The organism is Arcticibacter sp. (assembly GCF_045629565.1).
Lineage (GTDB): Bacteria > Bacteroidota > Bacteroidia > Sphingobacteriales > Sphingobacteriaceae > Arcticibacter.
Genome location: NZ_JAZQRL010000117.1, coordinates 25,842 through 52,444 on the forward strand (window position 1 = coordinate 25,842; position 26,603 = coordinate 52,444).

General features: G+C 46.1%; 17 protein-coding genes and 1 tRNA gene. 8 read left to right on the forward strand and 10 right to left on the reverse strand.

The window, feature by feature from the left end; all coding sequences use genetic code 11:
- Nucleotides 1-45: 45 nt before the first annotated feature.
- Nucleotides 46-1,350, reverse strand: coding sequence for a BamA/TamA family outer membrane protein (locus ACKI5J_RS16250; RefSeq protein WP_407430540.1), 1,305 nt, complete (start codon nt 1,348-1,350; stop codon nt 46-48).
- Between the two features lie 51 nt (nt 1,351-1,401).
- Complete coding sequence (locus ACKI5J_RS16255) at nt 1,402-1,875, reverse strand: Lrp/AsnC family transcriptional regulator (RefSeq protein ID WP_407430541.1); 474 nt, start codon at nt 1,873-1,875, stop codon at nt 1,402-1,404.
- Nucleotides 1,876-2,065: 190 nt separating this feature from the next.
- Here ACKI5J_RS16255 and ACKI5J_RS16260 point away from each other — a divergent pair, with 190 nt between their 5' ends.
- From ACKI5J_RS16260 to ACKI5J_RS16280, 5 genes are all read left to right on the forward strand, one after another.
- Nucleotides 2,066-3,019 (forward strand): NAD-dependent epimerase/dehydratase family protein, encoded by a 954-nt coding sequence (locus ACKI5J_RS16260; RefSeq protein WP_407430542.1) that lies wholly within the window; start codon nt 2,066-2,068, stop codon nt 3,017-3,019.
- An 18-nt stretch (nt 3,020-3,037) separates the two neighbouring features.
- Entirely contained in the window at nt 3,038-4,228 is a 1,191-nt protein-coding gene (kbl, locus tag ACKI5J_RS16265) for a glycine C-acetyltransferase (RefSeq protein ID WP_407430543.1), read from the forward strand.
- Between the two features lie 267 nt (nt 4,229-4,495).
- Entirely contained in the window at nt 4,496-6,172 is a 1,677-nt protein-coding gene (locus tag ACKI5J_RS16270; protein ID WP_407430544.1) for a glycoside hydrolase family 43 protein, read from the forward strand.
- Nucleotides 6,173-6,195: 23 nt separating this feature from the next.
- A complete protein-coding gene (locus tag ACKI5J_RS16275; RefSeq protein ID WP_407430545.1) occupies nt 6,196-10,290 on the forward strand; it encodes a two-component regulator propeller domain-containing protein in 4,095 nt (1,364 codons plus the stop codon).
- Between the two features lie 71 nt (nt 10,291-10,361).
- Nucleotides 10,362-11,930, forward strand: a complete 1,569-nt coding sequence (locus ACKI5J_RS16280) for a glycoside hydrolase 43 family protein (protein WP_407430546.1) — start codon at nt 10,362-10,364, stop codon at nt 11,928-11,930.
- A gap of 44 nt (nt 11,931-11,974) precedes the next feature.
- On the opposite strand, the gene ACKI5J_RS16285 is transcribed toward ACKI5J_RS16280, so the two are convergent.
- The 8 genes from ACKI5J_RS16285 to ACKI5J_RS16320 all read right to left on the reverse strand — a co-directional run bounded on the left by ACKI5J_RS16285 (nt 11,975) and on the right by ACKI5J_RS16320 (nt 21,765).
- Nucleotides 11,975-13,921 carry a glycoside hydrolase family 97 catalytic domain-containing protein gene (locus ACKI5J_RS16285; protein WP_407430547.1) on the reverse strand — a complete coding sequence of 649 codons (1,947 nt, stop codon included), beginning with the start codon at nt 13,919-13,921 and terminating at the stop codon, nt 11,975-11,977.
- A 14-nt stretch (nt 13,922-13,935) separates the two neighbouring features.
- Nucleotides 13,936-14,964, reverse strand: a complete 1,029-nt coding sequence (locus ACKI5J_RS16290; protein WP_407430548.1) for a glycoside hydrolase family 43 protein — start codon at nt 14,962-14,964, stop codon at nt 13,936-13,938.
- 27 nt (nt 14,965-14,991) lie between these two features.
- Complete coding sequence (locus ACKI5J_RS16295; protein ID WP_407430549.1) at nt 14,992-16,533, reverse strand: MFS transporter; 1,542 nt, start codon at nt 16,531-16,533, stop codon at nt 14,992-14,994.
- Complete coding sequence (locus tag ACKI5J_RS16300) at nt 16,517-17,680, reverse strand: endo-1,4-beta-xylanase (protein WP_407430550.1); 1,164 nt, start codon at nt 17,678-17,680, stop codon at nt 16,517-16,519. Before ACKI5J_RS16300 ends, ACKI5J_RS16295 begins: the two co-directional genes overlap by 17 nt.
- Before the next feature lie 206 nt (nt 17,681-17,886).
- Nucleotides 17,887-18,792, reverse strand: a complete 906-nt coding sequence (locus ACKI5J_RS16305) for an SGNH/GDSL hydrolase family protein (RefSeq protein ID WP_407430551.1) — start codon at nt 18,790-18,792, stop codon at nt 17,887-17,889.
- Nucleotides 18,793-18,794: 2 nt separating this feature from the next.
- Nucleotides 18,795-20,213, reverse strand: a complete 1,419-nt coding sequence (locus ACKI5J_RS16310) for an MBOAT family O-acyltransferase (RefSeq protein WP_407430552.1) — start codon at nt 20,211-20,213, stop codon at nt 18,795-18,797.
- Between the two features lie 257 nt (nt 20,214-20,470).
- Nucleotides 20,471-21,511: a glycosyltransferase family 10 domain-containing protein gene (locus ACKI5J_RS16315; RefSeq protein ID WP_407430553.1), complete on the reverse strand. Its 1,041-nt coding sequence runs from the start codon at nt 21,509-21,511 to the stop codon at nt 20,471-20,473.
- 180 nt (nt 21,512-21,691) lie between these two features.
- Nucleotides 21,692-21,765: transfer RNA gene (locus tag ACKI5J_RS16320), tRNA-Pro, on the reverse strand.
- A gap of 367 nt (nt 21,766-22,132) precedes the next feature.
- Between ACKI5J_RS16320 and ACKI5J_RS16325 the strand changes: the two genes are divergently transcribed.
- From ACKI5J_RS16325 to ACKI5J_RS16335, 3 genes are all read left to right on the forward strand, one after another.
- Nucleotides 22,133-24,376, forward strand: coding sequence for a heavy metal translocating P-type ATPase (locus tag ACKI5J_RS16325; protein WP_407430554.1), 2,244 nt, complete (start codon nt 22,133-22,135; stop codon nt 24,374-24,376).
- A gap of 45 nt (nt 24,377-24,421) precedes the next feature.
- On the forward strand, nt 24,422-24,628 hold the full coding sequence (locus ACKI5J_RS16330; protein WP_407430555.1) for a heavy-metal-associated domain-containing protein: 207 nt from the start codon (nt 24,422-24,424) through the stop codon (nt 24,626-24,628).
- 123 nt (nt 24,629-24,751) lie between these two features.
- The gene (locus ACKI5J_RS16335; protein ID WP_407430556.1) at nt 24,752-26,557 is read left to right on the forward strand and encodes a glycoside hydrolase family 9 protein; all 1,806 of its coding nucleotides are present in this window, start codon (nt 24,752-24,754) and stop codon (nt 26,555-26,557) included.
- Nucleotides 26,558-26,603: the final 46 nt, after the last annotated feature.

Sequence of the window (26,603 nt, forward strand, 5' to 3'; positions counted from 1 at the left end):
AAGATAAAGGAAAGTGCTTACAGAGGCGATCAGTGAAATGAGTATTTAAAAGGCTTCATTCAAACCCAGAAACAGCCCTTTTCTCCCATATCTGCCAAATGCATAATCAATACATAGATTCGTCCGCGTAGCTTTGTTGAATAGGACCCGGAGTCCGGCTCCGCCACCGGGTTGCCATTTATCAAACAGCTTGGTGCCGAGGTCGTCACTTGCCGATTGAATATTGAAAAAGGTAACGCCGCTGAGGAACTTATTCTTTGTGATCGGGAAGCGGTATTCCACCTCTGAGGTGATATACTTGGGCCCCTTGAAGTAAGCGATCGTATAGCCTCTTCCACTTCTTCCGCTTGGGTCTTTGCCTGTACCCGGAAGTTCCAGATAGGGGAGCTTGCCACTGAGTACATAAGAGCCAAAATTCCAGAAGGCAATGACGTGTTCAGGGTTGCGGCGCGACAAGCTCCAGTATTTTCTGAAATCTGATGTCAGCTGTAAAGCGCTTCTGGAGCTTCCCATCCAGGTTTGATTGGCGCGGATGCCCAGGTCTGCATGTATGCCTTTATAAGCCCGGTTCTGGTTATCGCGGCTCGTGTACTGTGCACTGAATAATAATGCGTTTGAAGTATAACCGTCGCGATCAAACCCGTATCGGTCACTGTAAATATTGTATGGGGTTAATTCATTCGACGTGGTTTTGTCTATGACGTTTCTGCGGATGTCAAATGAGACCCCGGCTCCGAGAAACAATCCTTTGACAATTTGTTTATAGACCTTCTCGCGAAAATTATAAAATTCGGCGTGAAGGACATATCCGGTTCTTTCAGGGTTGGACAGGATTTCATCAAGTTCATTATTGCCGGCAGGCACACCAATACCCATCCCGAAGTCTGGAGTGACCGTCTTTGCAGCCACCAGGCTGCCCTGAAGGTTCCATTTGTTGCCTGAGGTGAATACATTATGGCTGATATAGAAATATAAAATTCCTTTGGTGGTGGCGGATGCTGATGTAGCAGCTACCGACATCAGGGTGTTCTTCTCTCTGCCCAGAACTTTGCCCGCAACCGCCTTAATGCCTATCTGGGCGCCGATGCTGGGATTATAGGCCACATTGGGCATCATGGTGATTCCAGATTTCTCACTGACTGGTTTAGGCTCCCGGCCCGGGCGGAGTACGTCGCGGATCAGGTCGCCTACGTCATACTGTGAAGCGTACGTTGGAATCGTTGCAGCAGTAGTGCTATGAAGGGAATCGGCTTTCAGGGAGTCGACTGGCGCATTTATCTGAGCGTGCAGGTTGCAAATCAGGCAAATGGAGAGTATAAATGCAGTAAGGACGACTTTAAAATTTTTCATGTTGAAAAGGATAAACCCTGAAAAATCTTAAAATGTTTGTCTGGAAGTGTGTTAACTGCTAGAATCCCCAAGCTCATAAGCGGTTTCGTTCTTCGCTTCCGACATCACGAACAAGCTTTGAAGGGTTCCGATGTTCGGCAGCTTGGACAGCTTACCCATCAGGAACTGGTGATAGGCGTCCATATCTTTCAATGCGATCTTAAGAATGAAATCGAAAGCTCCTGTCATGTGATAACATTCCATTACTTCCGAAAATTTGATGACCTCCGCTTCAAAGTTGCTGAGTATCTCCTGGGAATGCTCCTTGAGCTGAACATGCGTAAATGCGATTAGATTTTTGCCAATCATCCTGCGGTCTACGATTGCCACATAGCGTTTGATATATCCTTTTTCCTCCAGCCGCTTTACTCGTTCGAAAACCGGAGTATGTGATCGTTTCAGCACCAAAGCGAGTTGCTTAATGGTCATCCGTGCATCCTTCTGCAACAGTTCAAGTATTTTAAGGTCTGTAGGGTCGAGGGTCATAGAGACTAAATTTCTGATATTGCTGATTGGAAATGTTAAAAATCAGAATAATTGGGCGAATGCGGAGGTAATAATAGAAAAATATTCTAAATTATATGTCTGGTATAGGATTAAATACTAGCAATTATCAGTTTTGTGCTCAACAGACACCCGAACAATTGTCAGCTGCGGATGTTTAAAAAAGATAGTCATGAACAGAACAGGGAAGATATTGGTGATTGGTGCATGCGGACAAATCGGAAGTGAATTGACCCATGCGCTTCGCGAACGTTATGGAAGCGCTCAGGTGATAGCCGGAGACAGGCTAAGTGCTGCTAGTCATGCCGGTCCCGGAAACCCGTATGTTCAGCTAGATGTTCTTGATAAAGCCCTTCTTTCACAGATTGTAGCGCATGAGGATATATCACAAATTTACCATCTGGCAGCGGTGCTTTCGGCCACAGGGGAAAAGGAACCTCAGCTGGCCTGGCAAATCAATATGCAGGGGCTGCTGAATGTCCTTGATGTAGCCGTGGCGGCGGGTGTTGAAAAAGTTTTCTGGCCAAGTAGTATCGCTGTTTTCGGTCCTGACTCGCCTAAAGAGAACTGTCCGCAGCAAGCCGTAACCGAACCGACAACCGTATATGGCATAAGTAAATGTGCGGGCGAGTACTGGTGCAACTACTACCATAAGAAGTTTGGGCTGGATGTGCGCAGCCTGCGTTTTCCCGGCCTTATCAGCTATCTCGCAGCTCCGGGAGGAGGGACTACGGATTATGCGGTCGACATATTTCATAAAGCGGTGGAAACCGCTGAATATGTGTGTTACCTGGAGGCTAATACACTGCTTCCGATGATGTATATGTCTGACGCGATCAGAGCTACGATGGAACTGATGGACGCGAATGCGGAAAATCTCACTGTACGTACGTCTTATAATCTGGCAGGGCTTAGCTTTACGCCGGCGGAGATTGCGCAGGCTATCGCAAAACGTATTCCGGAGTTCAGGATTGCCTATGCCCCGGACTTCCGACAGCAGATTGCTGAAAGCTGGCCTGGAAGTATAGATGATCATATGGCAAGAGAAGACTGGGGCTGGAAACCAGAGTTTGATCTGGAAGACATGGTAGACGAAATGCTGAGAGGTATTAAAATAACTGTTTAGAAAGCTAACATTAACGATATGTATGAAACCCTAAAACCAGTTTTAGAAAAAGAACTGGCTGAAATAAAAGCAGCTGGCTTGTTCAAAAATGAGCGGATCATTACCACGGCACAGGGTGCTGCGATCAGCACGACTGAATCAGAAGAAGTACTTAACTTTTGCGCGAATAATTACCTGGGGCTTTCTTCGCATCCCAAGGTGATCGAAGCTGCAAAAAAGGCAATTGATGAACACGGCTATGGCATGTCATCGGTACGTTTCATCTGCGGTACCCAGGATATTCATAAAACGCTTGAGCATAAGCTAGCCCGGTTCCTGGGAACGGAAGATACGATACTGTATGCGGCTGCGTTTGATGCAAATGGCGGCGTGTTTGAACCGCTATTTAATGAGCAGGATGCCATAATTTCTGACGCGCTCAATCATGCATCTATTATCGATGGCGTAAGACTTTGTAAGGCGCAGCGCTTTCGCTATAGCCACAATAATATGGCGGACCTGGAAAGATGTTTGCAGGAAAGCTCAGCGTGCAGGCACCGCATTATTGTTACGGACGGGTCTTTCTCCATGGACGGAACTATTGCGCAACTCGATAAGATCTGTGATCTGGCAGACCGGTATAGGGCCCTGGTGATGGTAGACGAAAGCCATTCGTCAGGATTCATTGGCAAAACTGGCCGTGGTACTCATGAATACCGTGGTGTCATGGGTAGGGTAGACATTATAACCGGTACATTGGGAAAAGCCCTCGGAGGCGCGATGGGTGGCTTTACATCTGCTAAAAAAGAGATTGTTGAAATGCTCAGACAGCGCTCCCGGCCGTATCTTTTCTCAAATTCTTTAGCACCGTCTATTGTCGGAGCTTCCATCGCCGTATTGGATATGTTGTCGGGGACAACAGCATTGCGTGATCAGTTGGAACAGAATACCTTGTACTTCAGAGAGAAAATGACGACAGCCGGCTTCGATATACCCCCCGGTGAACATCCGATCGTTCCGGTTATGTTGTATGACGCTGAACTAGCGCAGGAGTTTGCCAGCAGATTGCTATCCAGGGGGATCTACGTTATTGGATTTTTCTTTCCGGTGGTGCCTAAGGGAAAAGCCCGAATCAGGGTCCAGCTTTCGGCGGCTCATTCACGGGAAAATCTGGATAAGGCTGTTGCTGCCTTCACAGAGGTAGGGAAAGAATTGGGCGTGCTGAAATAGATCGGTTCAGTTTCCAGAGTGTGATTCGATTTTCGGTCTTAAAACTTTTTCTTCTCGTGATCAGCGCGTAATCGCAGGGTTGCGCGGACTAGTTAATGGCAGAAATAGCTTCTCAGCCGTCAGTTTTTTGATAGTGACAGTATATATTTGCTTCAAACGCTTCATGTTGAACATTTGTACTACTTATTCCTACAATAATGACCAGCATAATTTCGACGGCAAAGCTACATTTATGACTATTAATTAACCAAAGACACGCTGTCGTTTATGAACCGTTTTTCTTCCTTGTTTCTGATTTTCCTGATATGTCTGTTTCATCAGGGTTTCGCACAGATGACCTTACCTAATCCCATTTTGGCAGGATTTTATCCCGATCCCGCTATATGTAAAGTGGGGCCGGATTATTATATTGTTAATTCAACATTCTCCTATTTCCCGGGGATACCGGTATTGCATAGCCAGGATTTAAAGAACTGGCGACAGATTGGAAATGTAATCAGCCGGCCTTCGCAAATGGATTTCATGGGAGAGACCGTGAGCAGGGGGCTATTTGCGCCTTCTATCAGCTATCATGAAGGTTTGTTTTACGTAACCTGTACCGATATAGATAACGGAGGCAACTTCGTCGTTACCGCAAAGAATCCCGCAGGGCCGTGGAGCGACCCGGTCTGGATTAAGGAAGTGCACGGTATAGACCCCTCTTTGTACTTCGAAGGAGACAAAGCCTATATCATCTATAACAGTAATCCACCGGAGAATAAGCCTTTATACGACGGCCACCGAACGCTTAGAATGTTTGAATTTGATCCTATCAATTTAAAGGTGAAGGGAGAGGAAACCTTGCTGGTAAATGGAGGTGTTGATATTAGCACCAAGCCGGTATGGATTGAAGGACCTCATATTTACAAAAGAGAAGGATGGTATTACCTGATGGCAGCTGAGGGTGGAACAGCCGTAAATCACTCCGAAGTTATCCTTCGAAGCAAGAATGTAAAAGGTCCATATATCCCTTATGAAAAGAATCCTATTCTTACCCAGCGCCACCTGGATCCGAATAGGAAAAATCCGATCACATCCACAGGACATGCTGATCTTGTTGAAGGTCCGGATGGCAAGACCTATGCGATATTTATCGCTGTCAGACCCTATGAAGGCGACTACTATAATACAGGAAGGGAAACGTTTATAGCCCCCGTAAAATGGATCGAAGGATGGCCGGTGATCAATCCTGACCACGAAGAGGTTCTGTACAATTATCCGGTAAGCTGGAAAGAGGTTAAGTTCCCAGGGGCATTACCCATGAATGGTAACTTTAAGTACACGATTGATTTCAAGGATAGTCTCCATTCCCAGTTTCTTTTTCTCCGAACCCTCGACACGTCATGGTATAGTTTGAAAGAAAAAAAAGGTTACCTGACAATGAAATTGTTGCCCGAAACAGCTATGGGAGCAGGGAATCCGGCGTTTATAGGCAAGCGTCAGCAACACCTGACCTGTGAAGCCTCTACAGAGTTGAATTTTACTGCTAAGTCAGAGAACGAGAAGGCGGGCATGCTCATATTTCAAAATGAAACGCATTTCTACTATATCTGCAAGTCGATCTCGGAGGGTAAGGCGGTGGTTCAGTTGTTTAAGGCCGATCGGGTGAGCAAAAGCATGATTTTGGTCAAGCAAGAGCTTCTTTCAAAACCGACTGATCCGCTATTCCTTAAAATAAGCGCTGACAAAGATAAGTACTCGTTCTGGTTTTCGACTCAAAAGAACAAATGGAATCTGCTACAGGGCGGGCTGGACGGAAAATATTTAAGTACCCTGGAAGCTGGAGGTTTTGTCGGTTCTTTATTTGCGATGTATGCCACATCTGAAGGGAAGAGTTCCCAGAATTCAGCTGCATTCAAGTGGTTTGGGTATAGTGGTGATGATGAAACATCCCGGGCTAAGTAATAAATGATAACGGCCATGTTTCTATGACTACAAGGACCTTAGGTTTATTGCTCCGGTTAATTATTTTGTTTTTGACGCCCTTCCGGGTGTTCTCTCAGGAAACTAACCTGAACTTCATTAACCTCAGCAGCAAGGAAGGGCTGTCTTCCAATGTGGTAAATACAATCCATAAGGACAGCTTTGGATATATGTGGTTTGGGTCGGATGATGGCCTGAACCGATTCGACGGTCAGCAGTTCACGGTATATCGGCACAAAGGCGACGACTCTTCGAGTATTGCCTCAAATGAAATTCTGACTATCCATGAAGACCGCTCCAGGAATTTGTGGATAGGAACAGGTTCAGGCCTGGTGCTGTACAATCGGAAAATGGACTCCTTTAAAAATTACCGTGAAACGAAAAACATGGCTATCACCTCCATCAGCAGTGATGGCAATGGGGATGTTTGGGTAGCGGGTTATGGTGGTCTGTATATTCTGAGTTCCAGGACCGGACTAATGGCTCCCATAAAGTTCAAAAGGAAAGAAGACGGTGAAGCTATTCGTAGTCAGCCCATCATGAGTATGTTCCGTGACCGCCACAACCGCATGTGGCTTGGAACCAGAAGGGGTTTATACCTTTATCAGCCACGTCAAGATGTATTGCTGCGCTTTCTCCATAGCAACGAACCTTCAAGCTTATCCGGAAATTCCGTCTCTGCAATTTCTGAAGATGTTAAAGGCAATATTTGGGTGGGCACAAACAGCGGTTTGAGTGTCTTGAAATTGAATGGGAAAGAATTTATTAATTATCATCATGTACCATCAAACAAGAATTCTCTCAGCAGCAACATTGTGTATGCCATCGCTCCGGAACAGGATGGAAAGCTTTGGATTGGTACAGAAAATGGCTTAAATATCCTGGATCCTGCAACAGGAGACATTTCCAGGGTAGAACATGACGGTCGAAGCCGCTTCAGCTTGATTGGAAAATCGGTGAAGTCTATATTTATCGATAGGCAGGGGGTTTATTGGGTTGCAACGTTTCGTGGTGGTGTTAATAAGTACGACAAAAATCTTGCGTTTTTTAACCTCAGACAAAGTAACAGGTTTGACCCGGCGGGTCTCAGTGCTTCTGTTGTAACCTCTTTTGTTGAAGCGGGACGTAATCGTGTATATGTCGGAACGGATGGAGGAGGGCTCAACCTTTTCAACTCGGAGACAGGGGTCTTTCAACATATTTCATTGGGCGAGTTTGCTCCAAACGCATTGTCTATTCTGGCGATGGAAAAGAGGGGTTCTGAAGTTTGGATTGGAACATATTTGAATGGCTTATTTGTTTTCGATACTAAAACCGGAGAGTCAAGACACATAAAGTCTGGAGACGGACCGCATAACATCAGCGGAAGTGATATATTTTGCATGAAAGCCGACAGTCGCGGAAATGTCTGGATAGGTACAAACGGTCAGGGTGTAGATTGTTTTGATGGAGATCGCAAGAATTTTATTCATTTTAACAAACTTGGAATAGCCCGCCATAGAATTCAATTGAACGGATATATCAGAGCTATTGAGGAGGATCGGGAAGGGAATATATGGATCGGGTCTAACGGATCCGGAATCGCCGTTTACAACCCGTTGAACCAGTATACTAAATTGTTGAACAAAGGCAACACCGATCTTCCAACTGATAATATTAATTGTATAACTGCCGCTCGGGATGGCCGGGTATGGATAGGAAGTATGGCAGGTCTTAGCTGCTATGATCTCAACGCTAATAAAGTAGTGACCTTTTCCGAAGATGACGGCCTTTCAAATGGTGTTGTGTACAAGATCCTGGAGGATGAGAATGGCAAGGTCTGGGTGAGTACCAATAAAGGAATCAGTAGTTTTGATCCTGCTACAAAGCGTTTCAAAAACTATTCTTCATATAACGGTGTACAACGCAGCCCTTTTGTAATGGGTGCCGGACTGAGACTGTCAGACGGCCGGCTGTTTTTTGGTGGGACTGACGGGTTTAACTACTTCCATCCCAAAGATTTATATGCTAATAAGAGTGTTCCAAAAGTGGTGTTAACGGATCTGAAAATATCAAATCAAACCGTTAAGCCTTCAGAAGATTCGCCCGTCAAGGAAGATATATCGGTCGCCGAAGTGATCAACCTCGATTATAAACAGAACTTTTCACTAAGTTTCGTTGCGTTGAATTATACATCACCTCGCGAAAGCCGCTATTCTTATAAGCTTGAGAACTTTGATAAAGAATGGAATGTGGTCGGGCAGTCGAACACTGCGATATATACGAATCTGGATCCCGGGGAGTACGTGTTCTACGTAAAGGCAACGAGTGATACGGGAGAGTGGACCACGCCCGTGAAATCCATCAAAATAGTAGTTCACTCACCTTTCTGGCTAACATATTATGCGTACGCCTTCTATCTGTTAGTGATCGGTTCGGTTCTTGTCTACGTTCGCCGCATGGGGATCCGGAAACTAAAAGACCGGTTTGCTCGCGAGCAGGAACGAATCCGGGTCCAGCAGATGATAGAGCAGGAAAGACGCGAATCTGAGCGTCTCCGTGAATTCGACCAGCTGAAAATAAAATTCCTCACTAACCTGAGTCATGAGTTTCGCACCCCAATCTCTCTAATTGTAGGACCTGTAGAACAGTTGATACAGCAGGAGACGAACTCACCGCGGAATCAGCAATTACAAATGATCAAGCGTAACAGCCGCCGGTTGCTTAACCTTGTCAATCAGTTGCTCGACTTTCGTAACATCAAAGAAAAGGAACAGAAACTTCACGTCACCGAGCGAGACTTCGTTGCCTTTGTTCGTGAAGTCGCCGAATCTTTCAAGGATCTTGCAGACAGGAAGCGAATTAATTTCTCCTTCAGCAGTGAGGTTAGGTCTTATTTTACAACGTTTGATGCCAATAAAATTGAACGGATCTTTTTCAATCTGCTTTCTAATGCATTCAAATTTACCCTCGAGGGCGGAGAAATCTCGCTAAAGATCCGGGAGGGCGAAGGTTTGCATGTTAGCCTGTCAGACTCAGGGATAGGCATGAAAGAGGAAGAACAGGAGCGCATCTTTGAACGGTTTTTTCAGACAGAAACAGATGGTTCGGTTATCAATCAGGGAAGTGGCATCGGTTTGTCTATCGCAAAAGAGTTTGTTAAATTACATGGTGGAACCATCCAGGTGAATAGCGTTGCCGGCAAAGGCTCTATTTTTACGGTCCATTTACCGCTTAGCAAAATACCGGATACTTCGATTCCAGACGACGATATCGCCGAGGAAGGAACCTTAAACAATTCGATTTCGGAGACTGCCACAACTGCCACCACCCTTTTACCTACCATCCTTTTGGTTGAGGACAACGAAGATTTCAGATTTTATCTGAAAGATAACCTGAGTGTCTATTACCGCGTCGTGGAGGCTAGTAACGGCAAAGATGGCTGGCAAAAGGTCTTGTCGGCACACCCGCAACTGGTCGTTTCCGATATCAGCATGCCCCATGTTAGCGGAACGGAGCTGTGTAAAAAGATTAAAGCGGATAGGCGTACCAACCATATCCCGGTTATTTTGCTTACTGCTCTGACCGGAGAGGATAATCAGCTGATTGGTCTCGGAACAGGCGCCAGCGACTATATGACAAAACCCTTCAATTTTGAAATCCTGCATATCAAGATCCGCAACCTCCTGGCTCAAAATCAACAGCTAAAGAGCACTTACAGCAAGCAGGTGAAAATCATCACACCAGAGCCGGTTGTCGCGTCGGACAATGAAAAGTTTCTGGAGAAGATTCTGCAATATATCGAAGATAACCTGACGAGTCCTCAACTTTCCGTCGAAGAGTTAAGCAAGCATATGGGAATGAGCAGAGGGTCCCTATATTCGAAGGTTCTTGAAACGACAGCGGAAACTCCGGTGGAATTTATCCGCTCGGTAAAGCTGGATAAGGCTGCGGTGCTCCTCGAAAAGAGTGATATGAACGTTGGGCAAATATGTTACTCTGTAGGTTTCGCTACACCCAACTATTTCGCCAGAGCTTTTAAGGCAAAATTTGATATGCTGCCGTCTGAATATATTCTGCTTAAGCGGAGGCACAAAGCTGTCCACCTGGCTGAGAAGTAACCTTCAGCTGCAAGATTTATATATGACCCGGCTACTCCATTTAATTCGTTGCATTTCTTAAATTTATAATTATGAATAGACTCCTATTGAGCCTGCTTACTTTGCTACTGTTCGCCAATTACAGTTCAGTCGCACAACAGGCTAAAAACCCAATTATCCATGCAGATGTTCCCGACATTGCCCTGATCCGTGTCGGAGATACCTACTATATGAGCAGTACCACCATGCACATGAGTCCCGGCCTGCCAATCATGAAGTCGAAAGACCTGGTTAACTGGACCATGGTCAGCTATGCCTATGACAGACTGGTAGATAACGACGAGATGAACCTGAATAACGGAAAGTCAACTTATGGGAGAGGGTCATGGGCTAGCAGCATTCGACACCACAAGGGCACTTATTATGTCTCTACATTCGCCGCTACAAGCGGTAAAACCCATATCTACACGACTCAGGATATTGAAAGAGGTCCGTGGAAAGAGATTTCTTTCAGCCCCTCCCTGCATGATCATTCCCTGTTTTTTGATGATGACGGCAAAGCCTATATGATTTACGGAAACAAGGAACTGAAACTGGTGGAATTGAAAGACGATCTGTCAGGCATCAAAGGCGGAGGGGTAAATCAAGTTATTATTAAAGATTCCACTCAGCCAAGCCAGGCTGTCGGAAACAGTGGTTTAGGGGAGGGCTCCCAGCTCTTTAAGATAAACGGGAAGTACTACCTTTTCAACATTACCTGGCCCAGTGGCGGAATGCGGACTGTCGTGATACACCGGGCGGATAGGCTTACCGGTCCCTGGGAAGGAAAGGTCGCTTTGCAGGACCTGGGTGTTGCTCAGGGCGGCTTGATTGACAAACCCGATGGTACCTGGTACGCTTACCTTTTTCGCGACTTTGGAGCGGTAGGCCGCATTCCATATCTTGTCCCGGTGAAGTGGGAAGATGGTTGGCCCGTATTAGGGGTCAATGGTAAGGTTCCGGAAACGCTGGCTCTTCCGGCAAGCAAGGGACTCTCTCCTGGTATCGTCGCTAGCGACGAATTTAATAGAACGAAGAATGATCGGGCCCTTCCCCTGGTTTGGCAATGGAACCATAACCCTGAAAATAGCCTGTGGTCCGTAACCAAGCGTAAAGGGCATCTTAGACTCACTACAGGAAGAATTGACAGCAGCGTTCTGATGGCCCGCAATACGCTGACTCAACGTACTTTCGGACCGGAGTCTTCTGCTATAACAGCTCTTGACGTTTCCAATCTGAAAGACGGTGATTGCGCCGGACTCATACTGCTCCAAAAAGATTTTGGTTGGGTAGGAGTGAAATCAGAAAACGGAACCAAGTCAATTGTGATGGTTCAAGGAAAGGGTAGTAAGCCGACTGAATCTCAAAAAGTTTCCTTAACGCAAAACGTAGTTTATCTGAAAGCGGAGTGTGACTTCAAGCAAAGAGCAGATAAAGCCTGGTTTTATTACAGTCTCGATGGCAAGTCATGGACAGCTATTGGCTCTGCACTTCAAATGTCCTATACGATGCCCCACTTTATGGGATACCGGTTCGGACTCTTCAATTATGGCACCAAAACTACCGGAGGGTTTGCAGACTTTGATTATTTCCGGATAAGTGATAAAATATCCGGGCGTTAATAAGAAATAAAAAGACCCTGGTATCAGCTGATACCAGGGTCTTTTTATTTACCAGGTGCTAAGACAAATCCTCCCGAGGGTTGCATCTCAATCTCCAGCTCTCCGCCTTTTTTGATTTCAAGATCCTTAGTGTAAGGTTCCTTATTCTTATCGTCACCATATAGCCGTACCTTCTTTCCCGCTAGCATGGGCAGCTTGATCTTTTTCTTGAACACCTGCTTTTCTGCATTCGCACCGGCTATATACCAGTCATTTCCATGTCGTCGGGCTATAACACAATATTTACCAGGATACCCGTCAATGTAAATCGTCTCGTCCCATGTGGTGGGCACTTGCTTCATGAAATCAATTTCGAAAGCAGGAACATCCGTCAAATTATTCGGTGTAAGGGCAAACACCTGAACAGGATTCTGAAATAATACGGCTGTAGCAAGTTGAAAAGCATCAGTTGTTAAACGTTTATTTCTACCTTCATTGCTTTTAACCAGGTACTTATTGAGCAAGGTTCCGCCAAACTCCATACTTCCCACAGCATTCCTTATAAAAGGGTGTAAGGTTGCGTTATAGGCTTCCGCCTCGCGAACGTTCTGAACGAAAATAAGCATCTCAGACGCTACGACAGCTTCACTTCCTACGAAGTTAGGATACATTCTTTCCCAGCCCCTCGGCAAGGTAGCTCCATGAAAAATGATCATCAAACCATGGTCGTTTCCGTCAGACAGAATATCTTCATACAAACGCATAGTCTCCTGTTTGTCGCCTCCGAAGAAATCCACCTTCAGACCCTTAACGCCGACGTCCTGCAGCCACTTCATTTCCTTTTTCCTCGCGATTGCGGTGTTCATCTTATTTCGCGGTCCTTGCGGGGCATCATTAAACGAGCCGTTGGAGTTATACCAAAGAAATACATCCACCCCTTTAGCGTTCGCATATTTGATCAACTCCGCCATCTTCTCTTTGCCGATGTTGGCGTCCCAGAGTGCGTCTATAAGTATGTACTCATACTTAAGAGAAGCAGCCAGGTCAATGTATTTTACCTGATCCTCGTAGTTCATACTGGCATCCTGCCATACGATCCAGCTCCAGGTAGAACGTCCGAACTTGTACTTTTGAGACGGCTCATATAAAGGATCAACCACATCAAAAGGAATCGTTGTTTCAACGATCGGCTTTAAGTTCTCGCCAAGGGTGATCGTTCTCCATGGCGTAGCCCCGGGCAGGGCGATAGCAGCTCCCGAACTTCCGAATCCATTGTTCTCTTTCCTATCAGGATACTCAATAGTATAAACGCCATCTTTGGAATATTCGCTAAGGTGCGATGCACAGTATAAACTGCTTACGCCGGTCTCAGACAAGAGTACCCATCCGTCGTTAGCTAACCGGAAAAGTCCTGGAAAGACGTACCCTCTATCGTGCGGATTGCTCCTGATCATTGGAGCATCTGCCGCATAGGAGCTTTCATAACTTGGTGCCGTTCTCGCGAAACCGGTCATGGGACTCATCACCGGCGACAGGAATGTAGTAGTCGAGGACGGGAATTTAAATCCTGTACTTTCACTTTCTACAACACACGACATCCTTTCTCCCCAAGCGGGCAGTTCATACCGGAAAGCGACATCGTTATTGCTCACCTGAAATACAATACTGATTTGTTTCTTTTGTGCGTTCTCAAACGTACAGGTCAGGCTATTTGCGATGTATTCAATTTCCGATTGCTTTATTCTATCCTGACTGTACTTTTTATTGACAGAGCCTTCTTTCTTGGTCAAATACGTCATCCCGGAACTGAAGTCTCCCTCATTGGTTTTCAGACCGAGCGGCGATTGTTCAAGCATTACTTTTCCCCGGTAAGTGACAGCGTACATCGGTTTTCCGTCCCGGACATGTACCTGCAGCGTCAGAAGCTTATTCGGACTGGAAATTACGGCCTCCTGGGCCATAAGGGTTGAAAGCAGCAACCATTGGATTGCTGCGAGAATAAATACTTTCATTAATAGATATCTTATTATGAAACCGGTTGTCTGTATGGGTTTATTGTCTGAATTGTACCGTCTTCCTGATGAACGAGGGGGGTTACCTTTACCGAGCGAAGGTGAGTAACCCCGCTGGACAAGGATGAATCATGATAATACAAGTACCAATTGCCTTTGAATTCAACTATGGAATGGTGGGAAGTCCATCCTACAACAGGCGTAAGGATCACGCCCGAATATTTGAATGGCCCATACGGGTTGTCTCCTATGGCATAGCAGATCAGATGCGTATCGCCGGTCGAATAGGTGAAATAATATTTGCCATTGTGCTTATGCATCCAGGCGGCTTCAAAAAAACGGCGGCTATTGTCTCCTGCTAACAGCGCATTTCCGTCTTCATCCGTGATAACGAGCTCTTTGACAGGCTCCGCAAACTGCTTCATGTCGTCAGTAAGCAAGGCAACACGTGGTCCCAGGGCGACTTCATGCGCTTCAGGTTCCAGATACGCTGCATTATAGTGATTGTCACGGTAGTGCTGCAGCTGTCCGCCCCAAATTCCGCCGAAATACATGTAATACTTTCCGTCATCATCCTGGAAAACAGCGGGGTCAATAGAATAGCTGCCCTCAATGGCTTCCGGCTCGGCAACGAAAGGACCCGCTGGCGAACTGCTTGTCGCCACCCCAATCTGGAATAGGCTATCCGCTTTTTTTGCCGGGAAGTACAAATAATATGTTCCGTTTTTTTCTGCAGCATCAGGGGCCCACATCTGTCGTTCCGCCCAGGGCACATCCCTCACATGCAGGGCAAGACCATGATCGGTTACTTCGCCGTCCGGGCTATCCATAGAAAGCACATGATAGTCCTCCATAGCAAAGTGGCTTCCCAGATCATCAAAAGCCTCTCCCGCATCAATATCATGAGAAGGGTAGATGTAGATCTTTCCTTCAAAGACGTGGGCTGAGGGGTCTGCTGTATAAATATGCTTAACCAGAGGGCTGGAAATGGCTAACTTGTTTAATTCTACAAAATCAATATGGTCAATATTATCTTCAGGCATATCATTAATTTTAATTAGGAACTATGTTTAAATCACTTGGTCAGCCGCATATTGGGAACGCCGCGCCGCAAGATCCCTTTCTATCTCCAGCTCCGTTTCTTTACGGATCGGATACCAGAACAGCAAGGATGCCGCTGCCAGAAATATGCCGCCAGGAATAACACTCATCAGCAACCGGATTCCGGTCATAGCCGATTCCGGTTGGGCGGTTGCGTCCGGTATGTAGCCAAACACGCCCAGCAACCATGCTGAAAGCGCTCCGCCAACACTTAATCCTACTTTCAGACCAAATATCATGGCCGAAAATATGATGGCCGTAGCTCTTCTGTTATTTTTCCACTCACTGTAGTCGGCCACGTCTGCTATCATGGTCCACAACAAAGGAGTCGTAATGCCATAAAGGAAGCCAAATCCAATCTGGGCAACAAACACCGCGATCACGGCGGTTGTCGGCAAAAAGTTGATCGCAATTAAAGTGAACGCCGACGCTGCCAGAAACCAGCCGAAGACGTTTCGTTTACCAAACCTATCCGCAAGCGGCTTAGAAAAGGCAATACCCACGATCATCGAAATGGTACTCAATGCGCTGCTTAAACTCGCAACCGCATAAGGCGCATTATCTGATTTCGAGAATTCCACAAATGCTTCGGGCGTAAATATGGTACCCAACCAACCAATTATACCTTCAAAGCCGATAAGCTCCAGAAACTGTACCTGGCTGGCTTCTGAGAGGTAGTACTTAAAATAGAAAATGTTCATGCCGCCCCTTGTCGCAAGCGTAATGAATACCAATATCGTAAGAACCAGCATAATGATCCAGGGCTTGTTCTTCGAGAGGTCGGCCAGATCTTGTAAAATCGGCGTTTTCTGTTCTTTCGCCGGAACGACCCTTTCCTTCGTCGTGAAGAACGTGATAATGAAACAAATAACCCCCGTCACCGCAAACACCAACATCACCTTTTCGAAGCCATTCGCCTTATCCCCGTCGCCCAGGGATAGGGCCAACGGAAGCAGCAGTACCTGAATGATAAATTGCGCCACCATTACCGCGGTGAAGCGATAGGAAGCCAGGCTGTTCCGCTCTTTCATACTCCCCGTCAGTACACCGCTCAACGCTGAATAGGGCAGGTTATTGGCAGAGTAAACCAGCACCAGCAAGAAGTACGTGATAAAAGCATACGCGATTTTTCCGCTCTCATTAAAGTTGGGAGTAGAGAACGCAAGTAAAGAAATAACGCCGAAGGGAATAGCCGTCCACAATATCCACGGCCTGAACTTCCCCCAGCGCGTGTTGGTCCGGTCTGCAATTGCACCCATCGCCAGATTAAAAAAGGCCCCTACCACACCACCGATTAAAATCACCAGACTGGCAGCGGCAGGTGGTATCTTGTAAATATCCGTATAAAAGAAGGCAAGGAATGCCATCAGTGTTTGGAAAATAAGGTTGGCTGCAAGATCTCCCAGACTATAGCCGATTTTCTCTACTACAGATAGTTTCTGAAGTTCTGGAGGCAGTAGTTCATTCCTGGCTTTTTCAGAATTCGCGGTTTCGCTATTTGAGCTGTACATGGTTAGTTTGCTGGTTTGAAGATACGTCTTTTTTAATATTCATCAGCTGATGGAAAGCAGCCTTAGGCTTTAGTTCCCTGTCGAAAAGCAGAGGGTAATTGGTTCTTCCTCTTACCGGCCAGTCATTAAGCCATGAGTCGGCATCACTAACGCCCCATAACGTAACGCGTCCTATCTTATCTTTATGCTTCAGGAAAAGGCGGAACAGTGATTCGTAGCCCTTTGCCAGCTTGTTCTGAACGCTGTCAGGTAAGCCGCTAGCATAAGGGTTCATCTTAGCGTTATATTCCGCACGCGCGCCTACATCTGCTGTTGCAGACTCGAACGGATTTGGCAGCACGCTGATATCAAGCTCTGTGAACATCACGTCAATACCCAGTGCAGCAAATTCCAGAATAGAATCTTCAATATCTTTCATCGGAATATTATTCACATTCCAGTGACCCTGTATGCCTACACCGTCGATACGGACACCAGCCGCCTGGATTTGTTTAATCAGGCGGATAGCACCAGCTCGCTTTTTTGGTTGTTCTATGTTATAGTCGTTATAGTACAGCTTCGTTTGGGGTGAAACGGCCTGTGTCAGCCGGAATGCCTCGACGACGAAATCTTCGCCCATCTTATCTAAAAAGATCGATTTCCGCATCGTGCCGTCTTCATTTAAAGCCTCGTTCACCACATCCCATGAATAAACTTTGTCTTTGTACCGTGTGGCAACGGTGGTGATGTGATCTTTGAAAAAGTGCCTGACCGAATCAGCATCTTTCATTCGTCTAACGAAGCGCGGCAACTGGCTATGCCAGATCAGCGCATGGGCGTTGACAACCATGTTCCGTCGTTTTGCCTGATCAACCAGCTGGTCGGCCATTTCAAAATCATACCTTCCTTTTTCTGGTTGTAATACCTCCGCTTTCATGATGTTTTCGGGCGTAACCGCATTGAAATGCGCCACCTCAACTTCTGTTAACTGGGGGTTCGTTTCTTGAATCTGGTTCACGTTAACCGCCGTTCCAATCAGAAAATCGTCCTTGAAGGCATCCTTTAAAGTGGATAGTTGTTTGGTTTCCGATGTCTTGCTGATGCTGCTGCAATTGGTTAATAGCAGAGCCGCAAACGCCATCGTAAAAAGTACTGCTTTTTCTTTCACGTTGTCAGGTCTTAATGGTTGTAATTAAGGCCAAATTTAACAGACGTGCATCTGTAAAAAGGACACTTTTCATCCGTTTTATGGTACAAATGTTTAGTCAGGCTATCTGGAGTCTCCTGTATTTATACCAGCCGCGGTTTCTTTCAACGATTAGTCAGCAAGAAAAATCAGGCTAAACCTGCGTCCCGCATAAGGAGATCGTTACATTAGAGAAGATGTGCCGCAACGATGGTCGTCGTAAATGCTTTTGCACCATCCTCGTTTAAGTGAGCGCCATCGTAAAACATGTCATAAGCATCCGGTTTGAACAGCTCCAGATAGTTGTTCGCTTTCAGGTTGTATTTATTCAAGATGCTGTCTGCCGTTTTGAGGGCGTTATGCTTGTAAATCTTCATTCCGGGAGAGATCAAAACATGGAGCTTTATCTTGCGGGATTGTGTTTCTTTAACAAAATTCTCAAACGCGACTAATTTGGCGGCCGACTCCTTATAACGTTTGTTGTCAATACGCCTTGCCCTGCTGATCTTTGGCATCGCACCCACAAGTGGTTCGTATCCATTAAACTGCTTTTGTCCGATTTCCAGGTGGTGCTGTAAGATGGACAAGGGTAAAGAATTAACCCTGTAAAGGGCAGAGATATTTGCCAGCGAATATTCCTTTTTGCTCTCGGTATAGATCAAATCATGGATTTCTCTGTTTTTGTTGATATAAGGCATGAATACAGTCGTCAGCCGCTGGCCTTCGTCATCTTCATCTTCAAAATCATTCAGGTTCAGGTCCAGTATCACAACTTTGGGTATGTGATGGCTTAAAACCGCTTTCAAGAGCGTTTCGTAATACTTCATTTTCATCCCATCGCGACCAAGGTTATAGCATGACAGACCGGTCTGCTGGCCGATAAGTTCAGGTATATAATGATGGCTTGCCCTCGAGCTGCCAAAAATAAGAATGTCTTCACGGGTGTGCAGTACCCCGTGAGTGGTTACAGCTGAATCTCCCTGTTTTTCGGTGAAGAAATAATGTTCGATTAATTTTCCAAGCCCCCTGTCTGCCGCGATGAACAGAGCCAGCAGCAGAATCCCGTTTATCGATAATTGGTAGAATGCTTTCATGCCTAAAATTGAAAATAGATAAACTGCCCTCCGTTAAAGACCCCAAACAAGATGATGCACAATACAATGATAGTATACCCGGCATATCGCAGTGCCCGGTTGGGATGATTAAACACCTTGATGATATCAGAATAGTATTCAGAAATGTATTCCACGCCCAGTAGGAACAAAATCCAGATCAGGGAATAGGCGAAGCTTTCCGGGGTGCCAATAAACAACCCGCCAGGCTTAAAAGTGAAAATACTTTTGCAGATAGCAAATGCCTGGTGAACATCATTAGCCCTGAAGAATATCCAGGCGAAGCAGACCAGCGTAAAAGTGATCAGCGCATGAAAGGCACTGCTCAGGGGCCGATATCCCAGTATATTACGTTCGTTTAGATTCTTGAACGATACACTGAAGATCTGATAAATCCCGTGTAGCGCTCCCCAGATGATAAAGGTCCAGTTAGCACCATGCCAGAGACCGCTCACCATAAAGACAATAAACAGATTAAGGTACCATCTTAGCTGAGATACTTTATTTCCGCCCAGAGGAAAATAGAGGTAGTCCCTGAACCAGGTGGAGAGAGAGATGTGCCACCTGGACCAAAACTCTTTGATACTGGCCGCAAGGTAAGGACGCCTGAAATTAATCATCAGCCGGTAGCCCATCACCCTGGCACAGCCTATCGCGATGTCAGAATACCCGGAGAAGTCACAGTAGATCTGGAATGCGAAGAAGACAGTGGCAACGATAAGCGTTATTCCGCTGTGCTGATCGGAATTATTATAGACAGCATCCACATAGAGCGATAATCTATCTGCGATGACTACTTTTTTAAACAATCCCCAAATGATCTGCTTCAATCCTTCTACTACGTTCTCGTATTCCAGGTGCTTTTCTTCATGCAGTTGTGGAAGGATATTCTGAGGCCGTTCAATTGGTCCTGCTACTAACTGGGGATAAAACATCACATATAGCGAATAGATTCCAAAATGCCGTTCTGCTTTTTGATTACCACGATATACCTCAATGGTATAGCTCATTGCCTGAAATGTATGGAAAGAGAGTCCTATAGGTAGTAAGATATCCAGATACGGGATGTTGTTTGTATAGCCGGTATTTCCCAAAAAGAGGGATATATTTTCATTGAGGAAGTTGTAGTATTTAAAAATGGCGAGAACTCCGATATTGGCAATCAGGCTTAAAACCAAAAAGAATTTTCTTCTTCTGCCCTTATTATTCTCTATGAATATCCCGGCGAAATAGTCTACCACGATCGTAAATCCCAGGATTAAAATGTAGACCGGAACAAACGTCATATAGAAATAACAACTTGCCGCTAGCAGCAGCTTCCACCTGTGCTGATGAGGCAATAGAAAGAAGGCGGGTGTAACGACGATAAAGAAGAAGAGGAAATGCAATGAGTTAAAAAGCATAGTAGTTTCGGCTTCTAATGTTGACGGATGCCTTTATAAATGATTGGTTTATTTTTGGTCGGTTATTGTTGTTCGTATGATGACACTATCGCGAAATCATGGTTGAATTTACAGACCTTTAATCAGAAGTAAGTACACAACAAGCGAGAACCTCTCCCCAACCTTCTTCTCACTGTCCATGTGCTTGTGAAATAACCGGTATAGAAACACTGTCCCGACAGCTTGTGGTGACGTTGGTTGGAGCAATCATGCCCTGCTTAAGTACCGATATCTGAATGGAGCCTCATTTGCCGGTTGCCGTTCGGCAGGGGATCAGCCTTACCTGCGAGTGCGCGAACTTCCTGAACAAAGTTCTCCAGTATGTCGGTCTTCATGTTGGGATTTTGCACTCTGTTTCGGCAGGATTCCCTTAACACCTGAAGACATTTATTATACCTCTCCACATATTCCTCGTCCGGCATGTCTTTCAAAAAGTTATACAGCTGCTCCAAAGATGCAAATTCAGACATGTCGACGAAAGAATTTTTAGGAAATGTATCGTAGATAGCATTGCCGGCGCTACTATAAACAGGGAGGCATTCACCAGCAATCGCATGCCAGATTTTTTCTGTACAATAATAGGGGAAGGCCGTATTTTCTAAGCAAATGTTGAACTTATACTTTTTTAGCATATCGATCTTCCTTATCCACCATTTGTTTTCACCGCTGTCGTAACCGCTCTGTTCGATGATCTGAATGCCTTTAGGCCATCCTTTACCCATTATATCGGCCATCCCTTTGTCATAGAGAAATTGTGCAGCATCTTGTCTGGCTTCGTTCAGACTTATTTCTCCTTCCTGATAGATTATAGAAGCCTCCTCCGGATTGCGGTAGCCGTAGACACAAAGACACTTCTGGTTCTTTTTCTTCAGATCGTTTATCGTCATCAGTTTTGAGGGCGGATCATGTAAATTTATGCCAAGGTCATTATCGAAGTCGTAGTGATATGAACCCAGGAAATGAAGATTATGCATGAAAACATTGCCACTGTACGCATTCATTACCGTCTTTCCCTTACTTCTGAAGTTTTCAAACGTACGATCAAACGCGGGTTCATTCGTCCACACGATCTTCTTCTTAAAGAACAGCAAACTGTGCAGTAATTTGAAGCGGCGTGACAATTGACTCGGAGCCAATAAAATATCGGCCGCCAACAGGTTATTCGTGTACCCGATATCTTTACTTTTCAGATAGCTTACAGAGAATTCATCAGTAAGGTAATTCGATGGCCCCTTTGTTATCCAGCAGACTTTGATCATGTGCGACATTGTAGTTTTCAGGGCGAATATATTATTTAGGGTGTTACTAAGGTCTTTATGAGTATGTTACGCCGCTATTTTGTGAAGAATTGGTAAGTATTGTTACCGGGGCAGGCACAAAAAAAACCTCTAAGTAATAAAACTTAGAGGTTTAATCTTTCCGGATTTTATTCCCTGATGTCGGGGTGGCAGGATTCGAACCTACGACCTCCACATCCCAAATGTGGCGCGATACCGGGCTACGCTACACCCCGAATTTCAACTCTTTTGATCTTTAAATGATCTCTTTGTTGAGGGTCTGCAAAGATACTAACTTTGTTTTTTCTTGCAAATATATTTTAAAATATATTTTGCTGTTTAAAACGCTTTGTTTCTCTCTCAGCGGGAGCAAATGTAAGCGCTTTATTGGGTTTTCCAAAACATTTTAGCGCTAAAAACAGGTGTGTAACTCCTTTCGGGAATCAACATCAAGATAATGTGTTAATTACAATTCAAATATTTTTTAAAAAACTTCCGGAAGCGCTCTTTAGTCGTGATCAAAATAAGATATAAGGCTTCATACGAATTATGTAAAACCATCGGCACGCTCTGTTCGTAACTTTGTAGTGTAAGATAACAGGTATGAAGAATCAATCATCAGCAAGCAAATCAGTCGTCAGACAGACATTCCCCGTAACCGGGATGAGTTGTGCTTCCTGTGCGTCAAGCGTAGAATCGATCTTAAAGACAGCACCGGGAGTGCAGGATGCAGGAGTCAATTTCGCTAATGAAACCGCCTGGGCAGAATTTGATGACACGCAGACGAACCCTCTCGAACTTCAGAAGGCGGTTCGCTCCGTGGGTTATGATATTATCGTCAATGTAGAAGATCCGTCAAAAGTTCAGAGCGACCTGCAGCTGCAGCATTACAAGGAAATACGTCAGCGTACGATATGGGCCTCTGCTTTGGCCTTTCCGGTATTCCTTATAGGCATGTTCTTTATGGATATGCCCTATGCGAACTGGGTTTCTATGGTGCTGACCCTGCCGGTATTATGCTGGTTCGGTCGCTCTTTCTATATCAATGCCTGGAAGCAGGCACAGCATGGGAAGGCCAATATGGATACGCTGGTAGCCCTCAGCACCGGCATCGCCTATATTTTCAGCGTGTTTAATACAGTCTATCCGGAGTTCTGGCATAGCAGGGGAATACACCCGCACGTATATTTCGAAGCGGCCGCTGTCATTGTCGCTTTCATCCTCCTGGGCAAGCTGCTCGAAGAGAAAGCGAAGTCAAATACATCCTCCGCTATTAAAAAGCTGATGGGGCTGCAGCCAAACACGGTAAGGGTTCTTGAAAACGGACAAGAAAAGGAAGTGCCGATCGGCGATGTGCAAACAGGCAGCGTCATCGTCCTGCGTCCGGGTGAACGTATTCCAGTCGACGGCCTTATCCTGTCCGGAAGCTCTTATGTTGATGAGAGTATGATTACAGGAGAGCCGGTGCCTGTCAGGAAGGAGAAAGACGATAAGCTCTTTGCCGGAACGATCAATCAGAAGGGCAGTCTGCAGTTCGTGGCAGAAAAGGTCGGAAGTGAAACCCTGTTGGCACACATCATCAAGATGGTCGGCGAGGCTCAGGGCAGCAAGGCTCCTGTACAAAAGTTGGTCGATAAAGTGGCGGGGATATTTGTGCCGGTGGTCATCTCCATAGCGATCCTGACCTTTGTCGCCTGGATGATCTTTGGCGGAGAGGATGCCTTTACCCACGCCCTGCTCACCTCCATCACCGTGCTGGTGATCGCTTGCCCCTGTGCCCTGGGTCTTGCCACGCCTACGGCGATCATGGTAGGAGTAGGGAAAGGGGCGGAAAATAACGTCCTGATCAAAGATGCAGAAAGTCTGGAGCTTGGGCATAAAGTGAATGCGCTGGTCCTGGACAAAACCGGTACAATCACCGAAGGAAAGCCTCAGGTTACCGAAGTGGTCTGGAGCGCGCTCTCTGACATGGATAAAAAGCAGGTAAGTAATGTTCTATATAGCCTGGAGATGCACTCTGAACATCCCCTGGCAGAAGCCATTGTCGGACATCTAAAGGAAAAGGGAGCCACCGCCATTCCATACGACTCCTTTGAGAGCCTTACAGCAAGAGGCGTGCGGGCGACTTTTCTTGGAGAGGCATACTTTGCAGGAAACAGGCAACTGATTGATGAAAAACACATCCACCTGGATGTGTTTCTTGCCGACCGGGCAAGGGCGCTTCATGAAAAAGCGAATACGGTCATTTACTTCGCAGATGAAGACAATGTTCTGGCGTTAATTGCCGTCTCTGACAAAATCAAAGCCGGATCTAAAAACGCCGTCCGAACCTTGAAAGAGATGGGAATAGACGTCTATATGCTCACCGGGGACAACAAACAAACCGCCGCTGCGATAGCCGGAGAGGTTGGGATTTCCCGGTATAAGGCAGAAGTACTTCCTTCAGAAAAGGCCGACTTCGTTAAAGAACTTCAAAGGCAGGGTAAGGTGGTTGCCATGGTGGGCGACGGAATAAACGACTCCCATGCCCTGGCGCAGGCAGATGTAAGCATCGCTATGGGCAAGGGTTCGGATATAGCGATGGACGTGGCGAAGATAACACTCATTACTTCAGATCTGCAGTCTATCCCCAAGGCGCTGCGGCTATCCCGGAAAACCGTTCAAACCATCCACCAGAACCTGTTCTGGGCATTTATTTATAACATCATCGGGATTCCGCTTGCAGCCGGCGTGCTTTATGCGTATAACGGCTTCCTTTTGGACCCGATGATCGCAGGGGCGGCCATGGCTCTCAGTTCTGTTTCTGTCGTCAGCAATAGTCTTCGGCTCAAAACAACAAAGCTCTAAAGCAGCAAATACAAACAAATACGAAATCAATTTATTATAAATATCATGGAAACAACAAAGTTCAAAACCAATATCAAGTGTGATGCCTGCGTGGCAAAAGTAACCGATGCACTAAACAATGCAGTAGGAGACAGCAACTGGGAAGTTGACTTAAAGGATCCCCAACGGACATTGACCATCTCTGAAGCTGTTCCTGCGGAAAAAGTAGTAGCGGCTCTGGAGGCTGTAGGATACCAGGCGGAAAAAATCTAATGCAAAAAGGTCTTATAGGATCTTATCTTTTATGGTAAAACCCGGATAGAAGACTTGTTTATGCACTGTTTTCTGCGTTATTTTATATGGTAAATGTAAACTGTCGCATAAAACTGCAAGCTAATGAACCGGTCTTCTATTTTTTTTGCCTTAATGCTGCTTTTTCTTGCAAATATCTCCGCAGCAGCACCCGAAAACTCCTGGATCAGAATAAATCAGTTGGGTTACACCCCCGGAGGAGTCAAAGTAGCCGTTCTGGGATATAAAGGATCCCGTAACTTGAAGTTCTTTGAACTCATAGATGCCAAAGGAGGAAAGTCTGTACTCAAGCGAAAGACAGGTAAAAACTTCGGTGCTTATGGCCCCTTCAGTACGTCATTCCGTCTGGACTTCTCTGACTTTGACAGGTCTGGCACCTATTATATAAAAGTCGGCTCCGCACGTTCGCCAGAATTCAATATTTCTGAACAGGTGTATAAAGGAACTGCCGACTTCGCCCTCCGCTACATGCGCCAGCAGCGATGCGGCTTCAACCCCTACCTGAAAGACTCCTGCCATACACACGACGGCTACTCCCTATATGGTCCGATGCCTGAAAAAACGCCTGTCAACGTGGTTGGCGGCTGGCACGACGCATCCGATTATCTGCAATATTCTACCACATCGGCAAACGCTACCTATCACCTGCTTGCCGCATACCGCGATTTTCAGGACGTTTTTTCAGACCAGCATCAAAGCAACGGTTTGGAGGGCGGCAATGGGAGAGCTGATGTACTGGATGAAGCCAAATGGGGACTAGACTGGCTGATGAAGATGCACCCCCGGAGCGACTGGATGTTCAATCAGATTGCAGACGACCGCGACCATGCCGGTTACCGCCTGCCCAATCAAGACGCTGTCGACTACGGATATGGCAGAGGTAAAGGTCGCCCTGTCTATTTTATTACCGGAGATCTGCAGGGTTACAACAAATATAAAAACAGGGCTACAGGCACATCTTCCACCGCAGGAAAGTTTGCCAGTGCCTTCGCTCTGGGAGCTCAGCTCTTCGAAAAACAGGATAATGCCCTGGCACAGGAGCTGAAAAAAAAGTCACTCACCGCCTACCAGTATGGCCTGATCAAACCCGGGGTGTCGCAAACGGCGCCAGGTTCTGCTCCTTATTTCTACGAAGAAGACAACTGGGTAGACGACATGGAACTCGGTGCAGCAGCGGTTTTTCAGCTTACACAAGACGAAAAATATTTTCACCAGGCCCTCAACTATAGCGCACAGGAGAAAGTTACTCCCTGGATGGGCGCAGACACCGCCAGGCATTACCAATGGTACCCCTTTCATAACTTCGGCCACTACGAGCTGGCGGTAAAAAGCGATGCCGCAAACAAAGCGAAACTGATCAGTTACTACAAAGAGGGCATTGAAAAAGTATGGGCAAAATCGAAAGACAACGCTTTTTACCGCGGCATTCCCTTTATCTGGTGTTCCAATAACCTCACTACTGCTTTTGCGATCCAATGCGTTTTGTATCGCAGACTGAGCGGAGACAATTCCTATCTTCAACTTGAACAAGCGGCGTTCGACTGGCTCTTCGGACTCAATCCCTGGGGCACATCCATGGTTTATGGCCTGCCCACGCATGGCGATACTCCGGTAGATCCGCACTCTTCATTCACCGTGCTCCACAATTACCCGCTGGATGGCGGACTGGTAGACGGTCCCGTTTACGGAAGCATCTTCGGCAACCTACTCGGCATTAATATGAAAAAAGAAGATGAGTATGCCGAATTCCAGTCGCAGCTCGCGGTATATCATGATGACACAGGTGACTTTAGTACGAACGAACCCACTATGGATGGAACAGCTTCGCTGGTGTACCTCCTCGCAGCCAAAGAAAGCCAGTCCGGGGAGGTACTGAAGCCAAAAAAGTAATAATGGATGCCCATGGCGGCATCATACGCGGCGACCTGAGTAAGAA